We start from the raw sequence: 23503 nt of genomic DNA, 5'->3' as shown, positions 1-23503 counted from the left end.
GGCGACGCGGGCCGGTTCACCCGGCGGCGGACATCACGTGCCGGGCCAGGATCAGTTCGCAGATCTCGTTGCTGCCCTCGATGATCTCCATGAGCTTGGCGTCGCGGTGCGCCCGGGCGACGACGTGTCCGTCCCGCGCCCCGGCCGACGCCAGTACCTGCAAGGCCCGTTCGGCCCCGCGGGCGGCGCCGGTGGCGGCGACGTGCTTGGCCAGGACGGCGGCGACCACCATCTCGGGGCTGCCCTCGTCCCACTGGGCGCTGGCGTGCTCACAGGCCCGGGTGGCGTGCTGTTCGGCGACGAACAGCTCGGCGAGGTGCCGGGCGACGAGCTGGTGGTCCGAGAGCCGGGTGCCGAACTGCTCGCGTCCGCCGGCGTGCCGCGCGGCGGCGGCCAGGCAGCCGCGCAGGATGCCCAGGGAGCCCCAGGCGACCGACATCCGGCCGTAGGCCAGGGCGGTGGTGACCAGCAGGGCGGGGGTGCGGTCGTGGCCCTGGAGCAGGGCGTCGGCCGGCAGCCGGACCCCGTCCAGGTGGATGTCGGCGTGTCCGGCGGCGCGGCAGCCGTGCGCGTCGGTGATGCGCTCGACGCGGACCCCCGGGGCCGAGGCGGGCACCACCACGGCACCGGCGCCCCGCTCCGTGCGGCCGAAGACCACCAGCAGGTCCGCGTAGGCGGCGTTGGTCGCCCACACCTTGACCCCGTCGACGACGATCTCGTCGCCGTCGGTGGTGATGCGGGTCCGCAGGGCGGACAGGTCGCTGCCGGCGCCGGCCTCGGTGAACGCCACGGCGGCCAGCTCGCCGCCGGCCAACCGGGGCACCAGGCAGGCCTGTTGGGCCGCTCCGGCGAGCCGGCGCAGGGTCCAGGCGGCCATGCCCTGCGAGGTCATGACGCTCCGCAGCGAGCTGCACAGGGCGCCGACGTGTGCGGTGAGTTCGCCGTTGCGCCGGCTGGTCCAGCCGAGGCCGCCGTGGACCGCGGGCGCCTGTGCGCACAGCAGGCCACGGGAGCCTAGGTCGCGGAGCAGGCCGAGGGGCAGCTCGCCCGCGCGGTCCCAGTCGCCCGCCCGGTCGCCGACCAGGGCGGTGAACAGGTCCTCGGCCTCGGTGCCGTCGGCGTGGGAGGTGTCAGCCACCCGCGTGCCCGGTCGCCTCGCCGGGCGCGGTCAGCCGTCCGACCAGCCGGACCATCGCGTCGACGGTGCGGAAGTTGTCCAGCATCAGGTCGGCGCCGCTGATGACGACGGAGTAGGTCTTCTCCAGGTGCACGACGAGCTGCATGGCGAACAGCGAGGACATCCCGCCGACGGCGAACAGGTCCTGGTCGCGCTCCCAGGTGGTCCTGGTGCGGTCGGTGAGGAAGGCGAGCAGATCCTCGGCGACCTCGTCGGCGGTGGGGGTGGTGCCGGTGGGGTCCGGCCGACCGGACGTCGTGGTCATCGCGTGGCCTCCTGGTAGTCGTAGAATCCCCGGCCGCTCTTGCGGCCGAGCAGGCCCTGCCGGACCTTGTCCAGCAGCAGTTCGCTCGGGCGGAGCGCCGGGTCGCCGGTCCGTTCGTGCATCACCCGCAGTGAGTCGGCCAGGTTGTCCAGGCCGATCAGGTCGGCCGTGGCCAGGGGGCCGGTGCGGTGGCCGATGCAGTCGCGCATCAGCGCGTCCACGGTCTCCGGGGTGGCCCGGCCCTCGTGCACGACCGCGATGGCGTCGTTCAGCATCCGGTGCAGCAGGCGGCTGGTGACGAAGCCGGGGCCGTCACCGACGACGATGCCGCGGCGGCCCAGTCCGGCCAGCAGCTCCCGGGTCGCCCGGGCGGCCGCCTCCGAGCTGCGCGGGCCGAGGACCACCTCGACCGTGGGGATCACGTACGCGGGGTTCATGAAGTGCACGCCGACCAGGTCCTCGGGCCGGGGTACGGCGTCGGCCAGTTCGTCGATGGGGACGCCCGAGGTGTTGCTGACGAGCAGCGTCCCGGGGCGCGCCGCGGAGGCCAGGTCCGCCAGCAGCTCGGCCTTCCTCTTGGGGTCCTCGGTGACGGCCTCGATCACGGCGGTCGCGCCGGCGACGGCGGCCGGCGTCTCCTCGACGGTCAGCTCGCCGGGCGGGCGGTCGTGGGGCAGCGCGCCCATCAGCCGGGCCGTCCGCAGGTGCAGCGCGACCGCGTCGGCGGCGGACGCGCGCGCCTGCGGGGAGGTGTCGACCAGGGTGACCGGGTGACCGTGTCCGACGGCGAGTGCCGTGATGGCCGTGCCCATGACGCCCGCGCCGAGTACGACGAGCGGGGAATCTTCCTTGGAATCGGGCACGGATCCTCCAGAATCCCGGGGGCGGCGGCTGTGCGAAATGCTGTCCCGAATCGCTTCCGCGCTCCATCACCCGGCCGTGACTTTGTCACCTAGGAAACGGGGCGGGGCCCGGCGGAGGCTATGTCATCTCGGCCTTGTCCGCCGCGGAGTTCCCTCCCTAAAGTGCGCCCGGTGAACGCACGGCGGAATGGGCTCCGACGTCCGCCAAGGGCCCGCGGTTCGAAGGACCTCGACGCATGAAGGGTTTCACGTGGCTCATATCGCTTTCTTCATCCTTCCGGTTGCCGGGCATGTGAATCCGACCCTGGGCGTCGCCGAGGAACTGGTCGCGCGCGGCCACCGGGTGACGTTCGCGCTCTCCGAGGACCTGGCCGAGCGGGCCCGGCTGATCGGCGCCGAGGTGGTCACGTATCCGGTGGACCGGCAGCGGTTCCTGGACCAGATGGTGCCTCGGCAGGACGCGGACGAGTACACGGACGAGGACGAGTTCACACGGGTCCTGGAGTGGCTGCTGGACATGACGGCGCAGACCATGGAACCGCTGGAGCGGCACTTCGCCGGGAACCGTCCCGACGTCGTCGTCAACGACCCGTCGTCGCTGTGGACGGGGCGGCTGCTGGCGGACCGGTGGGGCATCCCGGTCATCCGCAGCACCCCGACCTACGCCGCCAACGAGCACTGGTCGCTGCATCCGCCGGTCGACTCGGCCGAGCCACCGGACGATCCCGAGCTGCACAAGCTGCTCGCGCGGATCGAGCGGCTGCTGGAGGAGCAGGGCGTCGAGCACGACCTGGCCGGCTTCACCGGGGTCCTGCACGGCGGGCCGGCCCTGCTGTACATGCCCCGCTCCTTCCAGTACGCGGGCGAGACCTTCGACGAGCAGCACCACTTCGTCGGCCCCTGCCCGCCCCGCACCGCGTTCCACGGCGAGTGGAGTCCGGGGGACGGGGACGGCCGGCCGCTGGTGCTGGTGAGTCTCGGAACCCTGTACAACGACCGGCCGGAATTCTTCCGCACCTGTCTGGAGGCGTTCGGCGACGAGCCGTGGAACGTGCTCCTGGTGCTGGGCGGCGGGGTACCGGCGGCCGACCTGGGTCCGCTGCCCGGCAACGTCCGGGCGACCGACTTCGTGTCGCTGCGCGATTTCCTGCCGCACACGGCGGTGGTGGTGAACCACGGGGGGATGAGCACCGCCATGGAGGTGTTCTCGCACGGTGTGCCGGTGGTGGCGATCCCGGTGATGCCGGAGCCCCGGGCCACCGCGCGGCGGATCGTCGAACTGGGCGTCGGTGCCCAGCTGCTGAACTCGGAGCTGACGGCCGAGTCCCTGCGCGCCACGGTACGCCGGGTGCTGGCGGACCCCGCCGTACCGGGGAACCTGCGGAGGCTGCGCGAGCAGATCACGGCGGCCGGCGGGGCGCCCGCGGCGGCCGACGCGATCGAGGGGCTGCTGCCCCGGGTGGGCTGAAGCGCCCGCGTCCGACACGCGTCCACCTACCGACCGGCGGGATCGCTCCATGCTCATCACCGAGACAGCAGTGCCCGACGTCTTCCGCATCGACCCGCAACCGCTGCCGGACCACCGGGGCCGGTTCTACGAGGCGCTGCGCCGCGGCCCGCTGGAGGCCGCCGTCGGGCACGCGGTGGAGATACGGCAGGTCCACTGCACCGTCTCCGGGCGCAACGTGCTGCGCGGTCTCCACGCCACCACCCTGCCACCGGGCCAGGCCAAGATCCTCACCTGTGTGCGGGGGGCGGTGCTGACCATGGTGGTCGACATGCGGGTGGGGTCGCCGGGCTTCGGGCGGTACGAGGCGGTGCGGCAGGACGCCGGGGCGGGCACGGCCCTCTACCTGCCGGACGGCATCGGCCTGGGCTACGTGGCCCTCGCGGACGACACCTGCATGAACTACCTGTGCACCGAGGAGTACGTCCCGGGCATGGTCATCGACGTCGACGCGCTGGACCCGGAACTCGGCCTGCCCTGGGAACTGACCGGGAAACCCGTCCGCTCCGCCAGGGACGCGGCGGCGCCGTCCTTGCGGGCGGCCGCTTCCGCGGGAATTCTGCCCACCTACGAGGACTGCTTACGGGTGCGCAGGTCCGTGCCCGCCGCTGGTGAGCGCACGGAAATCTGAACGCGATTTCCCGCCGGGCGGGGTGACTCGCCTCCGGCGGGCGGAAAGGGCCGCATCTCTTGGGTGCGGCCCTTTCCGTTCTTTCCCGTACCGCGGTTCGTCGTGAACGGTTCCTCGTGAACGGTTCCTCGTGAACGGTGAAAGCGGGCGGGCGATTTCGGCGGCCGTCCGTGCCGGGCACTCCTCCCCCGTCGCGACCGGCACGCTTTCCCGGCCGGCCGCGACGGGCGGGGTCACACCGCCGTCGCCTCACCGAGGTCGCCGCGCGCGGAGGGCTGCGCGAGCCTCAGGGTGTGGGCGATGGACGCCAGCGTCACGTGCCGGTGCCAGCCCTGGAACGACCGTCCCTCGAAGTCGCGCATGCCCACGCCCACGCTCACCCGGTCGAAGTCGGCGTCGACCTGTTCGGTGAGCATCGCCAGCCGCAGCAGGGCGCCGCGGTCCCAGGATGTGAGGTCGGTCAGCCACAGGTCGGCCGGGCGCCGCCGGTTGCCCCGCCACACCCCCATCAGCACCAGGGTCCGCCTCGGGACCACGCCCGGCAGCACGACGGGGTGCGGGACGACGAGACTGACGGAGCCCCGCCACTCCACGGGGCGGCTCAGCCGTTTCAGCTGCTCCATCAACTGCTGGGCCGAGGTGGCCCCCGTGTGGTGGTCCACCGGGCCGCGGCCGCTCGCCGACGCGAGCGGGAGGTTCCCGCCCACCCGCACCATGAAGGGCAGGCCCGCGAGACTGAGCCCTCGCACCAGGCGTGGCAGCACGGCCGCGCGTGCGTCCATCACCACGGGGCGTGCCAAGGCGCGGTTGGCCTGGGCGGCTTCGGCCACCAGGCGGACGATGTTCTCCTCCTCACCGGGTGCGCCCGGGTGCCGGGCAGTGCCCTCCCCGCTCCGGGCGCCGCCCAGCGTCAGACGCCAGCTGACCGGGGCGGCCGTCCGGCCCGAGGCCAGCCAGAGTCCGTGACTCCGCTGGCAGCTCACCACCCGGCCCAGGTCGGACACGAAGCGCCGGCTCACCCCGACGGAACGCACTCCCGCCTTGGAGACCACCATCGGCGCGATCACCCAGGCGTCGGGGGTCAGCCGGTCGTCCACGTAGCGGGCCAGCGCGGCCCGCACCTCACCCCAGTCCCAGGTCGATCCGGCGACGAAGTGGTGCAGGCTCTGTTCCGCCGCGCCTTCTCCGACGAAGGCGGCCAGGTTCCGGGCGGTCTTGCGTCCCTGGGCGGTGAGCAGTCCGCGGATGTACTGCTCCCCCCTTCTGCGCTGGTCCGCGCGGCGGAGCGAACCGAGTAACTCCGCACATGCGTCGGAGACGAGCGAGTCGAAGGTGTGCCCCGCGGCGGGGCCCGTGGGGGGCGCCGCACCGGCGGGTCGAAGCGTGCGTAAGGTCATAGGAGTCCTCGTGGGGGCCTCGTCATTGCTGCGAGTGGACTGCGACCAGCATCGCCAATGCACCCCGTCCTGCCCCAGGTACACCGGGCACACTCGTTCCGCTTCGCTCCCTGGGTGCCACGACCCGCGCGCGGAGCACTGCCACGGCTCGGCGAGGTGGGGGGAATCCCACCGCACACACCCCGGCGGGGGTGTCGGGGCACCACAACTCACCACAGGGTGCGATCAGCAGGACACGGTTCGTGACGGTCCCGCCGTCGCGCGACCCTTCTGGGTGACGGACCGTCAGAAAGACGTCACGCCGCGCACGCCGACCCCCGCCCCGGTCCCGCCCGACCACCGCCCCGCCTGTTCGACCGTGTGGGCCGACGCCCTCTTGACGGGCACGCCGTCGCGACCACCGTCCCGGGCGCCACCCGCCGCGCCCGCGCACTGCCCCTGGACCGCACCCGGACGCGGAAGGTGGCCGGCGGGCAGCCCTTGTTGGTGCTCCAGTGCTCCAGTGCTCCAGGCCCTCCAGCACAAGATTCCCGGCATGGCCACCGACTTCTACGCGGTCGTTCATGACCTGCGCGGCGCTCGCAGCCCTGGACGAGGGCCGGGAGCGGGCCCCCGCCCGCCCCTCGTACTGCCCGGCCGCCGTGCGGGCGGCCGGAGGGCCGGTGACTCTGAGAACCTACGGGAGGACGTGCGCGGTCGCCGCGCCCGACCCGCGACCGTCCGGCCGCCGCGTCAGGCGGGGGGGGGAAGAGCACGATGGGGATCAGGAGCAGCACGATGAAGACCGAGGACGAAGCAGCTCTCGACGACCCCGTCGGCCGCTCGCTCGGCGGCCGGCACGCACATCTCGCCCGTCGGCTCGGCCGGGCCGCCACCTACGTCGCGGACGTGGCGACCTTCTCCGCCGTGCCCGCCGACCCGGGCCCCGAGGACTGGGCCGACCTCGCCGGACTGCTCGGTCCGGGCGCCTTCGCCGACCTGTTCAGCGCCCCGGCGGTCCCACCGCCCGGCTGGGAACCGGTCTTCACCCTCCGGGGGCGCCAGTTGGTCCTCCCCGACGCCGGCCACCCCGGCCGTGCCCATGCCCACGACGAGCCCGGCACGAAAGTGGTCGAGCTGGGCGCGGGCGACGTGCCCGAGATGCTCGACCTCGTCGCCCGGACCGAGCCGGGCCCCTTCCGGGCCCGCACCCACGAACTCGGCACCTACCTCGGCGTCCGGGCCGGGGACACGCTGGTCGCCATGGCGGGCGAGCGCCTGCGGCCCCCGGGCTGGACCGAGATCAGCGCGGTCTGCACCGCTCCCGAAGCACGAGGGCGCGGACACGCCGCCCGGCTGGTCGGCGCGCTCGCCGCACGCATCGTGGCGCGCGGCGAGCGTCCCTTCCTGCATGTCGCCGAGACCAACACCGGAGCGATCGCGCTGTACGAGCGCCTGGGCTTCCGGACCCGCCGGCAGGTGACCTTCCGAGGCTTCCGCACCCCCTGACCGTCGCGCACATCCGGGACAAGACGCCACCTTCGCGACAGTGTTTAGGAAAAGTTAAGTAAAGAATTACGCGGACGCATTGCCAAGGACGACAGACCATTGACGCGCCCCGGCGCAGCGGCCACATTGGCGGCACATATCAAGTTCACCCCCAAGAGCTTGGACGCCCATGAGAGCAATTCGGAATTCCGCACGCCTCGCCATGGCTTTCGCGACCGTCGCCGCGACCCTCCTTCTCGGACCGGCCGCAAAATCCGCGCAAGCATTTCCCCCGACCCCGAAGCAGACGGTACTGAACCACCTCCGCTCCCTTTCCGGAAATCACATCGTTTCCGGACAGCACAACAAGGAACCCGCTTCCGCCCCGGGTCAGTACACCCAGCAGGTCAAGGACGTCACCGGGCAGTACCCCGGACTGTGGGGCGGTGACCTGATGTTCGCCGCGGCGGACGTGGCCGGCCGCCAGCGCGTCGTCGACCAGGCCAGGACGGAGTGGGCGAACGGCTCCCTGGTCTCGCTCACCTGGCACGTCTGTCCGCCGACCGGCCCCAGCACCTGCGCGTTCGAGGGCGGCGTCAAGTCCAACCTGACCAACGCCCAGTTCGCGCAGGTCCTGACGCAGGGCAGCGCCCTGAACAACGCCTGGAAGCGGCGCCTCGACGAGGTCGTCCCGTACCTCCAGCAGCTGGAGAACGCGGGCGTCCCGGTCCTCTTCCGGCCGCTGCACGAGATGAACGAGGCCTGGAACTGGTGGGGGAACCGGCCCGGCGCCAACGGCAGCGCGCGCCTCTACCAGATCACCCGCGACTACCTCGCCGGGACGAAGGGACTGGACAATCTGATCTGGGTCTGGAACGTCCAGGACAATCCGGCGGGAAACTGGAGCGGCTACTATCCGGGAGACCAGTACGTGGATGTAGTCTCCCTGGACGTCTGGTACAAGAACCACCCGAGTTCCGCCGACTACCAGCAGATGCGGAGCATCGCGGGAACAAAACCCATGGCGCTCGCGGAGCTGGGTAAAATGCCGACCGCCGCACTGCTGGACAGCCAGACGCGGTGGGCATGGTTCATGATGTGGTCCGAGCATCTGCGCGGGAACAATTCCAACGCCGAAATACAGGCGGCGTATTTCCACCCCCGTGTGCTGAACCAGGGCGAGGTCACCCTCCCCTGACCCTCCCCTGACCCTCCCCTGCACTGACCCGCACCCCGGGCCGGCCCCCACACGGGGGCCGGCCCGGGGTGCGGGAGCCGGGGCGCCGCGCCCGGTGCACACTGGAAAGCGTGACGGAGACGGATCGCCGGCTCGACCAGCGGCTGGAGCAGGCCATCAGGGACCTGCTGGAGCAACGGGCGGCCACGGCCTCCATCTGTCCGTCCGACGCCGCGCGCCGGGTCCACGAGGGTGACGACGACGGCTGGCGAGCCCTGATGGAGCCCGCCCGCCGGGCGGCCTGGCGACTGGTCGCGGCCGGCGAGGTCGAGGTGACGCAGGCCGGCCGGCCCGTCGAGGAGAGCGAGGCCCGCGGGCCCGTACGCATCCGCCGGGCGGGTTCCTAGCGGCCCTGCCCGAAGGCGCGGACGCCCGGGACGGGCGTCCGCGCCGGCCGGTGCCGGGAGGTCAGCGCCGCAGGGTGAGCACGCCCGGCCGCCACGGCAGCTGGTCGTAGGGCCCGCCCGCGGTCGGGGACTTGCCCTGGTAGAGGAGCTGCAGGTTGCAGGGGTCGATGGTCATGGTCTGGTCGGGGTTGTCGCGGACCAGGTCACCGTGGCTGATGTCGTTGGTCCAGGTGGCCCCGCTGTTGGCCTTGCCGGCGAAGGGGTTGCTCTCGCTCGCGGCCTGCGGGGTCCACGAGCCGCTCAGGCTGGAGGACGTGAAGGACCGGAAGTAGCGGCCGTTCGCGCCCATCGCCTCGACGATCATGAGGTACTGGTTCTGGCCCTGGACCTTGTAGACCTGTACACCCTCGAACAGGTTGGCCTTGGTGTCACTCATGATCGTCGTGTACGAGGAGCCGAAGTTGCCCGGGAAGTTCCCGATCGGCATGCTCGCCCGGTAGATCTTGCCGTTGTCCCCGGCGAAGAACAGATACATGTTCTGCCCGTCGGCGATCAGGGTCTGGTCGATCGGGCCGGTGTCGGAGCCGGAGATGCTCCCGGTGAACAGCGGCTGCGGGGCGGACCAGCCGTTGGGGTTCGTGGGGTTGCTCGACGTGCGGTAGACGAAGGGCGACGCACCCCACTGGTAGGCCAGCACCCAGATGTTCTTGGGCGCGAAGTAGAACAGCGTCGGTGCCACCGCGGCCTGGCTCATCCCCCGCTGGCCGGCCGACGCCATGTCCGACCAGTTCGTGAAGGGGTCGAACATCATCGAGCCGTAGGACGACCCCGACACGTTGGACGCGTAGACCAGGCGCTTGCCGTTGTGGGTCACGGCGGTGAAGTCCTTGACCGCCGCCCATCCGTTCGCCGGCTGCGCCAGTACGCCCGTCGAGTTCCACCGGTACGTCGACGGCAGGGGGCACGCGCCGTCGGTCGGCGGCGTCGCGGTCAACCCGGACCACTGCTGGCCGGCGCCACCGCCGCACGTCCCGATCCGGACCGCCGTGCCGTTGGCCGTGCCGGCGTCCGCGGCCTCCAGGCACAGCCCGGACTCCACGCCGACGACCGTGCCGTCCGTGTTCACCCGCCACTGCTGGTTCGCACCGCCGGAACAGCTCCAGATCTGCACCCGCGTGCCGGGCGCCGTGGAGTGACCCGGAACGTCCAGGCACTTGTCGCCGTACACGGTCAGCTGCCGGCTGTCCGTCAGCGTCCACTGCTGGTTGGCCCCGCCCCAGCAGTCGTACACCTGCACGTACGTGCCGTCGGTCTGGGCGCCGCCCAGCACATCGAGGCACCGGCCCGAACCGACACCCCGCAGGGCTCCGGTGGCGGCCGCCTGTGCCGGGGTGACGACGAGCAGCGCCGCCAGCACCGCGACGGCGGCGACCACCGCGGCGATCAGCGCGGACGGGCGCCCGCGGGTGGGACTTACTCTGCGCATGGGGACTTCCTCCACCGTGAGGGGACGATGCGGCACGTTCGACATGTCGAACGAGATCCGGAATATCGAGCAGGCTGAATGCTAGAGAGCGGACGAAGGGCGTCAACCCCCCTCGCAGCTATCGCTTGCAAAACCGAAACATTCAAGCCGATTCGAGTGACAAAACGTCATCGGCCCGCTCCCCCGAGCCCTCTGTCGAGCGCGAAAGCAGAGGCATGCCCGAAGCCAGGACGCTTCGAAAGTTTCGAACAAAGAACAGAAACATTTTCTGCGCCAGGTATTGACGATGCACGGTCAACGTCTAATCCTGCGCTTCAGTCCTTCCGTGATTTCGACCTTGGAGGCACAGTGATGGGCTCCTACGCCCTCCCCAGACCCGGCATCCGCCGACAGATCCGCGGCCTGCTGCTGGCGGTGCTCGTCGGCATCCTCGGTGTCGCCACCGCGCTGGTCGCACCGTCGACCGCACACGCCGCCGAGAGCACGCTCGGCGCCGCGGCGGCGCAGAGCGGCCGCTACTTCGGTACCGCCATCGCCTCGGGCAAGCTGAACGACTCGACGTACACGACGATCGCGAACCGCGAGTTCAACTCGGTGACGGCCGAGAACGAGATGAAGATCGACGCCACCGAACCGCAGCGGGGGCAGTTCAACTTCGCCGCCGCCGACCGCGTCTACAACTGGGCGGTCCAGAACGGCAAGCAGGTGCGCGGCCACACCCTGGCCTGGCACTCCCAGCAGCCCGGCTGGATGCAGAGCCTCAGCGGCAGCGCACTGCGCCAGGCGATGATCGACCACATCAACGGCGTGATGGCCCACTACAAGGGCAAGATCGCCCAGTGGGACGTCGTGAACGAGGCGTTCGCCGACGGCAGTTCGGGGGCCCGGCGGGACTCCAACCTGCAACGCTCCGGCAACGACTGGATCGAGGTCGCCTTCCGCACCGCGCGGGCCGCCGACCCGGCGGCCAAGCTCTGCTACAACGACTACAACGTCGAGGACTGGACCTGGGCCAAGACCCAGGCGATGTACGCGATGGTCCGGGACTTCAAGCAGCGGGGCGTGCCGATCGACTGTGTCGGCTTCCAGGCGCACTTCAACAGCGGCAGCCCCTACAACGCCAACTTCCGCACCACGCTGCAGAACTTCGCCGCCCTCGGTGTCGACGTCGCCGTCACCGAGCTCGACATCCAGGGCGCGTCGGCCTCGACCTACGCCAACGTGACCAACGACTGCCTGGCCGTCCCGCGCTGCCTCGGCATCACCGTCTGGGGGGTGCGCGACACCGACTCCTGGCGAGCGGAGCAGACGCCGCTGCTGTTCAACGGCGATGGCAGCAAGAAGCCCGCCTACACCGCCGTGCTCAACGCTCTCAACGGCGGTTCCACCACGCCCGAGCCCCCCACCGGCTCCGGGCAGATCAAGGGCGTCGGTTCCGGCCGCTGCCTGGACGCGCCGAGCACCACCGACGGCACTCAGCTGCGCCTGTGGGACTGCAACAGCGGCACCGGCCAGCAGTGGACCTACACCGACGCGGGCGAGCTGCGGATCCAGGGCAACAAGTGCCTGGACGCCGCCGGCACCGGCAACGGCGTGAAGGTGCAGGTCTACAGCTGCTGGGGCGGCGACAACCAGAAGTGGCGCCTCAACTCCGACGGATCCATCGTCGGCGTCCAGTCCGGCCGCTGCCTCGACGCCGTGGGGACCGGCACCGCGAACGGCACCCTGATCCAGCTCTACTCCTGCTCGAACGGCAGCAACCAGCGCTGGACCCGCACCTGACGGGTGCCGCCACGATGACGGCCTACGAGGCGGCTCCGCCCGCCCCACCGGGAGGACATGACTGACGACCCCGGGCCGCCGCCTCACCGGCGGCGGCCCTCGTCACACGGCTCACGCCCCGTGTTCCTCCCTCACGACCGGTGACTCGGGGTGCAGGAAACGCGGACCATACCGCCAGGCGCTTGGCGATGACCGGTACGTCAACCTGGTCCTGCGCGACTTCCTCGCCGAACCTGCCGACGAGCCCGCTCGGTGAGCTTCGCGTCAAGGTCGTCGTGGAGCCGGAATGTCATCGCCATACCTAGGTGGTATCAGAGCGGCGCAGTCGGCCTCGGTCGACCGGTCACGCCGCCGCCCGTGAGGAACCAGGTCGAGCCGTGAGGAACCAGGTCGAGCAATCCGCTGGAACCGAAGGAGCCCTGATCAGGACCCCTTGCCCGCAGGCTCCAGAATCGCCATGCACCTTACGTGATGCGTCATCGGAGAGATGTCACATGAGGTAGAGACATCCGTGCGAAGCGACATCATCACCCCGACCAACCAGGCGATTCCTCAAGGCGACACGGCAACCGTCGAGTCCAGCTCTCCGCCGCATCGCCCGGGTTACCGGATCGAGTGATGATCCTGGACAGACGTACTCCCGGTGGTGTCACGAGGGGAGTCGTCACTGCGTCCTCGCAGAGGCTTGCCGCGGTCGAGGCTGAAGCGTGTGGTCACCGCGCGGGGCAAGTGACGCAGCGCCTGGGACAGCAGCCGGTAGCGCAGACTCGGGATACTGATCGTGCGACCGCGCTCCATGTCCTTCAGGGCTGTGGCAACCACCTGCTCGCTGGTCAGCCACATCCACCGCGGCATGTGAGGGCTGGTCATTCCTGCGCGATGAGGGAAGGCCGTCTCCGTGTAGCCCGGAAGCAGAGCCATCATGTGTACGCCGCTGCCCTTGAGCTGGGCGGAGCGGGCGGTGGACTCGGTGAACGCCAGCACCCAGGACTTGCTCGCGGGATAGGTGCTGGCGAGCCATACGGGTCCGTGAGCCGCGACGGAGGCGACGTTGATGACGGCACCCGCTCCCCGGCTGATCATCGCCGGCAGTACCGCGTGCGTAGCGCGCAGAACGCACCCGACATTCACTTGGAGGAGCGCCCGCTCGTCGGCAGGATCGCTGAAAGGGAATGGGTCGGGCAGCCCGTACCCGGCATTGTTGATCAACAGGTCAGGGACAGAGGCGGCCAAACCGTCGGTGAGGCGGCTGACGCCCTCTTCGGTGGCCAGGTCCGCCGTCATGATCCGTGGGCTGTCACCGCCGTGGCCGAGCCGGGCGGCAACCTCCCTCAGGACCTCCGTACGACGGGCGACCAGGGTGAGTCGGTATCCAGCCGCGGCAAGTCGTTCGGCGAATGCCAGGCCCAGTCCGGACGTCGCTCCGGTGATCACGGCTGTGCGGCGGACAGTCGTGGCCGCGTCGGAAGCCTGGTGAGCGGGGACATTGATCATGTGCGCCTCCAATGCGGAGTGAGAGACGAGGGCATCGACTCGGGAGGAGCCCGTCCCCGAGGGGAGACGGCGCACAGAAGCAGAGGCGCCGATCGATCCGGGACACTACCGTCTGGTCACGACTCCCACGCTGCCCGTCACCCGAACGGCCGACTCCGCTTCGCGGATGCCTGCGCGGTGATCCCCCCGGCCGTTCACCACTGCCGGGTGGTGCGCGTGACCAGGTCCAGCGAGCACTCGTTTCCAGGTCATGATCCTTGGCGGTCCTACCGCGCCGAATACGTTCGCCTTGAGCCCGTCCCGCAGCTCGGCACCTGGACGGGTCCTGCGGTGACTGGAGGAGCCGCGCCCCCAGGCGCATCCCCCGCCGACCCCTCTGGTGTCCCTCCCGCGGGCCCGACGGCCCCCCACGACGTCATGACCGCCGTCTCCCGAGCACGCGTCGCCGGACTGGCCTGGAGCAGCCGGCCTCCGGCACATCGTCGGCAGTGGGCCGTGCGGTTCGTCGCCCTGGCTCGAAGGGACGCATCCCGACTGGCTCGCCTGGCCATGCAGACGGGCGGTCTGTGCCGTGGTGACGTCGTGACCGACCGACGCGCCGCTTTCCGGGCGTACCGGAACGGCTGGAGACGAACTCCGCGAGCCCGGGCCGACAAGCCGCCCGCGGCACACGTCGTGCTCTCCCTGAACGACGATGCCGCGCCGCTGACCCACGTCCTCAACGGGGTGGTGCCGGCGCTGCTCGACGGGGACTGTGTCGTCACCGCTGTCCCCTCACATGCCCTGCCGATGGCCGCTCACCTGCGTGCGCTGGCTCTGGAGGCCGGTCTTCCGGGCGGTGTCTGGCAACAACTGGAAGGCCAGGACCGCCGGTTGTTGTGGGTGCTGGCCGAGCACACTGATGCCTCGGTGACCGCCTGCTGCACGCCTCGGGCGGCACCGGGGAGCACCACGTGCCCTGGTCTGTTCGTCGTACGCAAGGATGCTCGCCTTCGTCCGGCCGTACGGGACGCCGTGCGATCCGCCTTTCGCACCGCCGGCAGGAGCTGCGGGGCCACGCCCGTCCTGGCGGTACACGCACACCACTACGACCGGTTCCTCGCACTGTTCGCCGCAGAGGTCCGCGAGGTCGGTGAACGAGCGCGCAGGTCACCACAGACCGTGCTGAGCGGACTGGCCTCTGCTCAGCAGGTGAACGCGGTGCGGGCGTACCTGCGTGGAGCGGCCGAGGAGAACGCTCGCGTGGTGGTCAGCGGGGAGGTCTCCTCGTCCGGCCGCCATACGCACGGTCCGGTGGTGTTGGGTCAACGAGATCTCGACCTGGTCGACACGGCCCGTATCCCTCCAGGCCCTGTTGCGGTTGTCGCGCCGTACACCGCCTGGTCGGAGGTGCTCTGGGCGGCCCGCGGAACAGGGCGACATGTGGTCGTCCACACCGCGAGCTCATTGAGCCAGCTCGCACCGCAGTTCGCCGCCCTCGGGGTGGACGACCTCCGTCTCGTACGCCCGTTCTTCACCTTGCGCCGGTGAGAGCACCCGCGCGGGACTGGGGGGCGAGACCTGGCATCAGTACAGCGCTCAAGGGCGTCCTCCACTGAGCGCGGCCGATTCTGCCGCACAGCAGAAGAAGCGAGGCCAGCGTCCCTGCCCCTGCTGCTGGTCCGGCCATCCAGGCCGTCGCGGCTACGAGCACCGCGGCGACCAGGCTGGGCAGGAGCACACCGCCCACGACGAAACCCAGGAAAGCCAGGACGCACCGGGTCGCCGAGAGTCCCTCCTGCCGTGCCCCGACCGCGTGCAGACACGTCATCACCACCACTGCAGCGGATACGCCCACCATGACGACAGCGGCCAACGCGGTCGCGACGTCGGCGCGTGCCCAGACCCCTGCCATGTGCCGCAAGGGTCGGTTTGCGCAGGAGGCAGGGTCGAAGGCCGTGGGCGACAGAAACCGGCAGTAGCCCTGGCCGTCCCAGCCGTACGTCAGCACGCCGAACGCCAAGGCCCAGGGAGCGGTCAGGTTCGCGTAAGCCGCCGGCAGACTGCCCTTCGCCAGGAGCCAGTGTCCGGCGATGCATCCAGCGATGCCGAAGGCGACGGTACTCGCACCGAAGAGCGCCCTGCCCCATACCGGTGCGCTCTGCATCACGTGCATGGTCTCCCACGCGGGGAACCGTGACAGCAGCCACACGCAGGACGGCGCCAGCAGGAGAGCGTGGAACAGCGCACACGGGACGAGGGAGGCACTGAGCCGCCTGAAGCGCCGGTTCGTCGAAGCGCGTCGTCCGCCGTGTGTCTGCCGAACGGCAGATGCCGCGAACAGGGCGCCCGTTCCATAGGCGAGGAAGAAGTCGACTTGCATCATCAGGGAACCTTTCGGTGGCATCCGGCTGCGGTGCTTCCTCAGCCGGTCGGCTCCTGTTCGTGCCGTTGGACCAGGGCGTCGAGGCGTTGGGCGACGCCGGCCAGAGTGGCCGCGCCCATGAGTTCCATCAGGGGCAGCTCGCACCCGAACGCCCGTTGCACCTGAACCTTGAGTTCGGCGCCCATCAGTGAGTCGAGGCCGAGGTCCGTGAGGTTGGCGGTGGTGCTGACGCGGTCCGGGCTGGTCTGCAGGATGTCCGCTGCGAGTGCCGTGAGAGCGTCTGTGACGAGGGTGATGCGTTCGGCGCCGCTTCCGGCCGTCTTGAGACGCTGCCTGAGGCCGTCAGCGGCTCGCGGGGAGGTTCTGCCTGTCACGTCGTGCAGTTGCGCACTGAAGCGCGGTCCGGTCAAAGCGGGCAGGATGTGGGCGAGTCGTTCCCAGTCCATGACCCCGACGGTGACGGTCGGCTCTTTGCCCAGCGCGAGGTGCCGGTCGAGGGCGGCCAAGGCCGTCCGCGGACTGATCAGGCCGATTCCGGAGCGGGCGATGGTCTCGGCCATCAGTGTCCGGGCGACGTAGCCGGTATCACTGATGCCGCCCCAGGCCAGTGCCAGGCCGGGGCGCCCCTCCGCTCGCCGCCTGCGCATCAGGCTCTCCAGGTAGAGGTTGGCGGCGGCGTACGGGGCCTGGTGGAGGTTGCCGACGAGCGCGGCGACGGAGGAGTAGGTGACGAAGAAGTCGAGTACGCAGTCCGTGCCGGCCTCATCGAGGATCTGCGCGCCCCGGACCTTGGCCGCGAGGACTCGGCGGACGCGATCGGGTGTCAGCTCGTCGAGCGGCGCGTCGTCCAACTGCATCGCCGCGTGGACGATCCCCCGTACAGGGCGCCCCTGCTCGACTGCCTCCCGGACGATCCGGGTGATGGCCTGGCGGTCGGTGACGTCAGCCGCGTGGACTGTCGCCTGGGCACCGCGCCGGCCGAGGTCTTCGAGCAGAGCTGATGCTTCGGGGGACGCGGCTCCGCGACGGCCGACGAGGGCCAGATGGCGGGCTCCGTGGTCGGCGAGATGACGGGCGGTGGCGGCCCCCAGACCGCTCAGCCCACCGCTGATCAGGTAGGTCGCCGCCGGATCCAGCGGCGCCGGGCCGACGGGCTGGTGAACCTCGACCGGCTCGGTACCGGAGAAGGTGATCACGACCTTGCCCAGGTGCCGGGAGTGACGCAGGCTGCTGAGGGCTTCTGTCACGCGGCCGGCGGGGTAGGCCCGGTGCGGTAGCGGCCGGTAGGTACCGTCGGTGACCCGGCGGGTGACCGTGGTGAAGGCGGCGGCTGCCTCGGCGGGGGTGTCGACGATCAGCCGGGTGATGTCCACGGCGTGGTAGGACAGGTTGGCGCGGAACGGGCGCAGCAGCAGTGGGCTGTTGGCGTAGATGTCCCGCTTGCCGAGTTCCACGAACCGGCCACCGGGGCGCAGGCATTCCAGGCTGCGTCCGATCGCTTCACCGGCCAGGGAATTGAGGACGACGTCGACGCCGCCTGCCGTCAGCTTTCGTACGTCGTGGGCGAAGGACAGGTCGCGGGAGTTCAGTACGTCCTCGACACCGAGAGCGCGCAGCAGGTCGCGTTTGGCCGGACTGCCGGCGGTGGCGACGACCCGGGCCCCGACCTGCCGGGCATGGTTCAGTGCGGCCAGGCCGATGCCGCCCGCACCACCGTGGACGAGCAGGATCTCTCCGGCCCGCAGCCCGGCGCAGCGTTCCAGGCTGTGCTGGACGGTGAGGTAGACGGCGGGCAGCGTGGTGGCTTCCGCGTAGGTCATGTGGTCGGGAACGCGGCCGGTCTGCTCAAGGCGCACGGTCACGTGGGAGGCCAGTGCGCCGTGCGCGAAGGCGTAGACCCGGTCGCCGACGTGCGAGGAGGCCACATCGGGTCCGACGGCGACGACATCACCCGCGCATTCCAGCCCGAGCCGCGGCGCGGCACCGGTGGCCGGTTCGGCGCCGGGCGGGAGCATGCCCTGGGCGAGCATGACATCGCGGTAGTTGAGAGCGGCGGCGCGCACCCGTACGACTACCTCGCCAGGAGCGGGGACCGGCGCGTCCGTAGCAGCCCAGGTCACGACGGGGTCGTGGCCTGTACGTTCGAGACGCAGAGCGTAATGGTCGCCGGCCCGCACGGTCCGTGTGACGGGCGGCAGGGCGGCGACCCGGGGCGTGAACCGTCCGTCCCCTGCCAGGACCACCTCGTCCTCGTCATCGGCGTGCAGGAGTTCATGGGTGAGCCGCTCGGTGTCCTGACCGATGTCACCGCTGGGATGCAGGCTGACGCGACGGACCTTCAGCAGCGGGCGTTCGTTTCCCAGCACACGGCCCACTCCCCAGGCGGCGGCGTGTACGGGAGCGGCCTCGTCGGTGTGTTCGGGCAGGGGAAACAGTCCGGTGGGGCCCGTGACCACCCACAGTGCCGACGTTCCGTCGTCGGCAGGTGTGCACAGTGCGGCAGCCGTCCTGATCAGCTCGGTGTTCTCGGCCACCGTCTCCACGTGGTCGGCGACGGCGGCCGTCTCGTGCAGGAGCGCGACCACTCCGACCGGAGGCGGCGCCGACGTGAGGGCCGACGTGAGGGGCTGTGCGACGCCGTCGGTGATACGGACGCCGGTGGCACCGGCCGCCGTGAGCGCGCGCCCCAGGTGCTGGGCGGTCGGGTGGCCGGAGTCCGCGGTGACGATGACCCAGTTGCCCGTGGCCCGTGCGGGTGCCGGTGGCGCGGCGGTCGTGCCGGGCTCGGCGCGCCGGGCGAGCAGCACGGAGTAGTCCTGGTCGGCCTCCGGCTGGGCACTGCCGGTCTGCACGACACCGTCGAAGCCGCCGGTGCGCAGCAAGGCGGGCCAGGACTCCCGGTCCAGCAGCGGGCTGCTGCGCACGTCCGTGTCCGTGAACGCCCAGAACTCCTCCAGCAGACCGAAGCAGGGACCCAGGATGTCGGTGTCATGGCTCTCGACGGCCAGCAGCTGACCGCCCGGGGCGAGCAGTTCGGCGATGCGCCCGCAACTCGCCCTGAGGTCCCGGGTGGCGTGCAGCACGTTCGAGGCGACGATCAGATCGAAACTGCCGGGCGTGAAGCCCTGTTCCCGTGCGTCGGTGTTGAGATCGAGGGTGCGGTAGGTGACGAAGTCGAAGTCCGTGAAGCGGGTTCGGGCGCGAGGGAAGAAGGCGGCGGAGACGTCGCTGAAGACGTAGGTCGTCAGGGGTGCCGGCAGGAGCGGAAGCAGGTGTCCGGTGAGGCCGCCGGTTCCGGCTCCGACCTCCAGGACGCGCAGCGGCCGGTCCTGCGGCCAGTCCCGCACCATGCGGGCCAGCAGGTCGCTCGCGTGGCGGGCATGCATCCGTACCTGCGGTGTGTCGGAGTAGAACCCCTCGACGAGGTGTCGGTCCGCCTCTGTGAACAGCAGTTCACGCGGGTCGACCCGGCCGGTGAGGATGTCGGTCAGATGCCTGCCGCAGCGGACGTAGACGGCAATGGCGGTGACCCACTCGGGGAAGTGGTCGACCAGTTGCTGTGTCTGCTCGTGTGGCTGTGCGACGCCGGTCGGGCGCCAGCGGTCCTCCCCCTCGGCGGTCACCGTACGGAGCAGACCGGCCCCCTCGGCCAGGCGTGCCAGCAGACGCATGTAGCGCCCGTGGTGTGGGCGTACGCCGGCAGCCATGAGGTCATCGATGCCGAACTCGTCCGCCTGCGGGAGAAGTTCCGTGAAAGCGGCCACCGCCCAGTGCCCGACCGCGGTCTTGACCTGGGGCGCGAAGGCCGCATAACCGTCGAGATGCCGGGCGTCCAGTTCCGAGCGCTGCCCGGCGGTGTCCCTCACGGTCTCCTCCAAGTCCGGCCAGGGGCAGGTTGCGTCGGATCGGAGAGAGGTTCTGCTGGTGGCTCGCAGGGTGTGGGTCAGCTCCTGGACCGGTGCCGGCTGTGCCGCGGCGGCCGCCACGGCCCTCATGCGGCAGCCGGTCAACTGCGCCCAGACGGTGCCGTCCTCCCCCGCGATCGTGATGTCGACGAGCGCGTCGGAGCCGGACAGGTCGCGCAGGCGTACGTGAGCGAGCCCCTGACTGGGCAGCGATCGCCACACGCGAGTGGCCTCGACAGCGGTGGGGAGGAACATCTTGCCGTCCGCCGCGGCGGCCAGCAGCGGGCCGGACGCCTGCAGCGCCCCGTCCAGGATGACCGGGTGGGCTTCGAGGTGCTCCTGATCATCCAGGGGCAGTCGGTAAGAGGCCAGTGTCTCGCCATCGCCCACGTGCAGGCTAGTCAGGACCTGGAAGGCGGGTCCGTAGGCCAGGCCGGCCCGTGCGGCACGGTCGTAGTGGGTGGTGGCCGCGATCACCGGCCCGGACAGGCGGGAGCGCACCGCGGGCGGGTCGATCGCCGAGGGAGCGGGATCGAGGAGGCGGCGTACGCGGCCGCGGGCGTGCAACGTCCAGTCGCCCGTAGGCGTGGTCCGGGAGGCGAAACAAGCCAGGCCGTCCTCCAGGGAGAGGGAGGTCTGGACGGTGACGCTCGTCGGATCGTCACCGGCCGGAAGGGCAAGGGGACGGACGATGTCCAGGTCCGTCACCTCGCATGCGGCGGTGAAGGCGGCCCGCCCGGCGGCGAGAAACGCCTCGACGTAGCCGGCTCCGGGCATGACGACGCTGCCGTCCACCTGGTGGTCGTTGAGCCAGCCGAGGCGGCTGGTGCTCAGCAGTTGGTGCCAGGCCGGTTCGGCGACCGCGGCACGCCTGCCGAGGAGCGGATGGGTGAGGGTCTTGTCCTGCGGCACGGTGACCCACCAGTCGGGCTGTCCGTTGCGGCACTGCTCGCGCTGGAATGGGTATGACGGCAGGGAGACCACTGCGCCGGGCCGGAGGAAGCAGCGGAGACGTGCGCCGGCGGCGATCAGGCGAGCGGCCCCGCGGCGGATGGCGGTGGGGGCGTCCTGCTCACGTCGGCACAGCGCTACGGTGGCGTCCGTTCCGACCAGGCGGCGCAGGTAGCCGGCCAGTACGGCGTGGGGGCCGATCTCCACGAACTGCGTGCATCCGCTGTCGGCGAGCGCACGAACGGCCTCGGCGAAGCGCACCGGTTCACGGACGTTGCGCCACCAGTAGTCGGCGTCGAGGCGGCTGCCCTCGAGGCGGTCTCCCGTCACGGTGGAGACGAACGTCCGCTGGTGGCGACCGGGTCGGAGTGGCAGCAGGCTGTCGGTGAGCTCCTGCCGGACGGGGTCCATGGCCCTGGTGTGGAAGGCGTAGTCGAGGTCGAGCTCGCGGAAGAACACCTCCCGCGTGGTGAGTTGCCGTCCCAGGTCTGCCAGCGCCTCTGCGTGGCCCGCCAGGGTGACGTCGTGGTCGCTGTTGATTCCGGCCAGCTCGATACGGCCGTGGTAGGCGGCGAGTTCCTTCTCAGCCGCTTTCGGGCCCAGACCGCATGCGGCCATGCGTCCGGTCCCGGCGGTGGCCGCCTGGGCGGTGCTGCGGGCGACGACCACCTGGCAGGCCTGCCCCAGGTCGAGGCAGCCGCTCGCGTACGCGGCGGCGATCTCACCGACGCTGTGGCCGGTCACGGCGTCGGGCTCGACGCCGTATGAGGCGAGCAGACGCAGCAGACCGATCTGCAGGGCGAAGAGCAGGGGTTGCGCCACCTCCGTCCGGGCGAGGCGTGGCGCGTCTGCGAGCAACTCGTCCAGTACCGACCAGCCCAGGTGCGGTGCGAGTTCGGAGTCGACGGCCTCGACCGCAGAACGGAAGACGGGCTCGTTGCGCAGCAGATCGGTACCCATGCCCGGCCACTGGGAGCCGTTGCCGCTGAAGACGAAGGCCACCTTCCCCGGCCGGCCGGTCACCCACGCGGAGTGGTCCCCGTCCTCAGTCCCGGCCATCGACAGCAGGGCATCGGCCGCCTCGGCGGCGGAGGCGGCCAGCACACCGGCGCGGCGTTCGTGACGGTGCCGCCGCACCGTGGCCGTGTACGCCACGTCGTAGAAGGCGTCGGTGGTGAACTGCAGGTGCTGCGCCATCTCCTGGCACGCGACCCGAAGGGCCTGGTCGGTGCGGGCCGAGACCACGACCGGCAGGACGGGGTGGCACGACGGACCCTCCGGGGTCTTCTCGGTGCCAGGGGTGTTCGGTGCGGAGGCTGCCAGAATCACGTGCGCGTTGGCGCCTCCGAATCCGAAGGAGTTCACTCCCGCCAACGGCAGACCGTCGTGGACGAGGGGCTGCGGCCGGGTCACCGGCTGCACGTTCAGGCCGGTGAAGTCGATGGCTGGATTCAGTTCCTCACAGTGGAGGGAAGCCGGGATCTGCCGGTGCTTCAGGACGAGAAGCGCCTTGAGCAGGCCGGCGATGCCCGAGGCGGCCTCCAGATGCCCGATGTTCGTCTTGACCGACCCGATCGGCAGCGCACCGGTGTTGCGGCCGCGGCCCAGCACTCGGCCGACGGCCTCGCACTCCAGCGGGTCTCCCACCGGGGTGCCGGTGCCGTGGGCCTCCAGATAGGCGAGGTCGTCGGGGAGCACACCGGCCCGTTCGTACACCTCGCTCAGCAGAGCCTGCTGGGCGGACGCGCTGGGCAGTGCCAGCCCGGGCGTACGGCCGTCGTTGTTGGTCCCGCTGCCGAGAATCACGCCGTGAATGCGGTCGCCATCGCGGCGTGCGTCGGCGAGTCGCTTCAGCAGCACCAGACCGCCGCCCTCGGCGCGCACGAAACCGTCCGCCCGTGCGGAGAAGGCACGACAGCGGCCCGTCGGGGAGAGCATCGACGCGGCCGAGAACCCGCTGAAACCCTGTGGATTGATCAGGACGTTGACACCGCCCGCCACAGCGATGCGGGAATGACCGGCCTTGAGATGCTCACACGCCTGGTGCACAGCCGTCAGCGCCGAGGAGCAAGCCGTGTCGACCATGACCGACTGGCCGCGCCAGTCGAAGAAGTGCGACAGCCGGTTGGCGACGATGGCGCCTGCCATACCGGTGACGGTGTAGGGGTTACCCGACTCCGGGGAGCACGCCTGCAGCTCACCGTAGTCCCGGCTGGAGCAGCCGATGAACACCGATGTGTCGGTCGCCTCGAGGGCCGTGGAGTCGATGCCGGCGTCGTCCAGCGCCTCGACCGCCATCTCCAGAAGCAGCCGCTGCTGCGGATCCATGCGGGACGCCTCGCGGGGCGAGATCCCTGTGAAACAGGAGGCATCGAAGCCGTAGACGTCCTGCAGGAAGCCGCCGGCGGCGGTGTAGGACTGCCCCGGGCGCCGTCGGACGGCGTCGACGAAGTCACCGGCTGGGAAACGGTCCGCGGGAACCTCACCGACCATGTCTCGCCCGGTGACCAGCACGGCCCAGAGATCGGCGAGCGAGTGAACGCCGCCGGGGAGCCGGCAAGCGGCCCCGACGACGGCGATGGAGTCATCGGACGGGAACGGCAGATGTGCAGACAAGGCTGATCTCCGG

At 70.8% G+C, this 23503-nt stretch carries 15 protein-coding genes and 1 pseudogene; 7 read left to right on the top strand and 9 right to left on the bottom strand.

The window, feature by feature from the left end:
• Positions 1–16 precede the first annotated feature (16 nt).
• Genes AC07FV_RS24975 through AC07FV_RS24965 form a run of 3 tightly spaced genes read right to left on the bottom strand, consistent with a single transcriptional unit; the run spans position 17 to position 2305 of the window.
• On the bottom strand, positions 17–1138 hold the full coding sequence (locus AC07FV_RS24975) for an acyl-CoA dehydrogenase family protein (protein WP_479089467.1): 1122 nt from the start codon (positions 1136–1138) through the stop codon (positions 17–19).
• Positions 1131–1442, bottom strand: coding sequence for an acyl carrier protein (locus AC07FV_RS24970; RefSeq protein ID WP_479089466.1), 312 nt, complete (start codon positions 1440–1442; stop codon positions 1131–1133). Before AC07FV_RS24970 ends, AC07FV_RS24975 begins: the two co-directional genes overlap by 8 nt.
• Positions 1439–2305 (bottom strand): 3-hydroxyacyl-CoA dehydrogenase family protein, encoded by an 867-nt coding sequence (locus AC07FV_RS24965; protein ID WP_479089465.1) that lies wholly within the window; start codon positions 2303–2305, stop codon positions 1439–1441. The genes AC07FV_RS24970 and AC07FV_RS24965 overlap by 4 nt, the downstream gene beginning before the upstream one ends.
• A 250-nt stretch (positions 2306–2555) precedes the next feature.
• Between AC07FV_RS24965 and AC07FV_RS24960 the strand changes: the two genes are divergently transcribed.
• Positions 2556–3773, top strand: coding sequence for a macrolide family glycosyltransferase (locus AC07FV_RS24960; RefSeq protein ID WP_479089464.1), 1218 nt, complete (start codon positions 2556–2558; stop codon positions 3771–3773).
• A gap of 49 nt (positions 3774–3822) precedes the next feature.
• Positions 3823–4443 (top strand): dTDP-4-dehydrorhamnose 3,5-epimerase family protein, encoded by a 621-nt coding sequence (locus tag AC07FV_RS24955; protein WP_479089463.1) that lies wholly within the window; start codon positions 3823–3825, stop codon positions 4441–4443.
• Positions 4444–4676: 233 nt separating this feature from the next.
• Here the strand turns inward: AC07FV_RS24955 and AC07FV_RS24950 are convergent, their stop codons facing one another.
• A complete protein-coding gene (locus tag AC07FV_RS24950; RefSeq protein WP_479089462.1) occupies positions 4677–5840 on the bottom strand; it encodes an IS701 family transposase in 1164 nt (387 codons plus the stop codon).
• Between the two features lie 777 nt (positions 5841–6617).
• Here AC07FV_RS24950 and AC07FV_RS24945 point away from each other — a divergent pair.
• The 3 genes from AC07FV_RS24945 (at position 6618) to AC07FV_RS24935 (ending at position 8891) form a co-directional block, all read left to right on the top strand.
• A complete protein-coding gene (locus tag AC07FV_RS24945; RefSeq protein ID WP_479089461.1) occupies positions 6618–7328 on the top strand; it encodes a GNAT family N-acetyltransferase in 711 nt (236 codons plus the stop codon).
• A gap of 202 nt (positions 7329–7530) precedes the next feature.
• Complete coding sequence (locus tag AC07FV_RS24940; protein ID WP_479089460.1) at positions 7531–8505, top strand: glycosyl hydrolase; 975 nt, start codon at positions 7531–7533, stop codon at positions 8503–8505.
• 110 nt (positions 8506–8615) lie between these two features.
• Positions 8616–8891 carry a DUF3253 domain-containing protein gene (locus AC07FV_RS24935; protein WP_479089459.1) on the top strand — a complete coding sequence of 92 codons (276 nt, stop codon included), beginning with the start codon at positions 8616–8618 and terminating at the stop codon, positions 8889–8891.
• Between the two features lie 61 nt (positions 8892–8952).
• Here AC07FV_RS24935 and AC07FV_RS24930 read toward each other — a convergent pair whose 3' ends face one another.
• On the bottom strand, positions 8953–10377 hold the full coding sequence (locus AC07FV_RS24930; protein ID WP_479089458.1) for a non-reducing end alpha-L-arabinofuranosidase family hydrolase: 1425 nt from the start codon (positions 10375–10377) through the stop codon (positions 8953–8955).
• Positions 10378–10728: 351 nt separating this feature from the next.
• Here AC07FV_RS24930 and AC07FV_RS24925 point away from each other — a divergent pair, with 351 nt between their 5' ends.
• Positions 10729–12159 carry an endo-1,4-beta-xylanase gene (locus AC07FV_RS24925; protein ID WP_479089457.1) on the top strand — a complete coding sequence of 477 codons (1431 nt, stop codon included), beginning with the start codon at positions 10729–10731 and terminating at the stop codon, positions 12157–12159.
• 227 nt (positions 12160–12386) lie between these two features.
• Here AC07FV_RS24925 and AC07FV_RS24920 read toward each other — a convergent pair.
• Both AC07FV_RS24920 and AC07FV_RS24915 read right to left on the bottom strand, forming a co-directional pair.
• A pseudogene (locus AC07FV_RS24920) lies at positions 12387–12458 on the bottom strand (ribbon-helix-helix protein, CopG family); the annotation flags it as partial.
• A gap of 304 nt (positions 12459–12762) precedes the next feature.
• On the bottom strand, positions 12763–13653 hold the full coding sequence (locus tag AC07FV_RS24915) for an SDR family NAD(P)-dependent oxidoreductase (protein WP_479089456.1): 891 nt from the start codon (positions 13651–13653) through the stop codon (positions 12763–12765).
• A 417-nt stretch (positions 13654–14070) separates the two neighbouring features.
• Here AC07FV_RS24915 and AC07FV_RS24910 point away from each other — a divergent pair, with 417 nt between their 5' ends.
• Entirely contained in the window at positions 14071–15183 is a 1113-nt protein-coding gene (locus AC07FV_RS24910) for an aldehyde dehydrogenase family protein (RefSeq protein WP_479089455.1), read from the top strand.
• Here AC07FV_RS24910 and AC07FV_RS24905 read toward each other — a convergent pair.
• Positions 15167–16018, bottom strand: coding sequence for a hypothetical protein (locus tag AC07FV_RS24905; protein WP_479089454.1), 852 nt, complete (start codon positions 16016–16018; stop codon positions 15167–15169). The genes AC07FV_RS24910 and AC07FV_RS24905 overlap by 17 nt on opposite strands.
• A gap of 38 nt (positions 16019–16056) precedes the next feature.
• Positions 16057–23490, bottom strand: a complete 7434-nt coding sequence (locus AC07FV_RS24900; RefSeq protein WP_479089453.1) for an SDR family NAD(P)-dependent oxidoreductase — start codon at positions 23488–23490, stop codon at positions 16057–16059.
• Between the last annotated feature and the right edge of the window lie 13 nt (positions 23491–23503).

The sequence above is a fragment of the Streptomyces sp. NPDC045956 genome (assembly GCF_056430705.1).
Note: the sequence above shows the minus strand (reverse complement) of the source record. Positions and strands in the feature narration are given on the sequence as shown.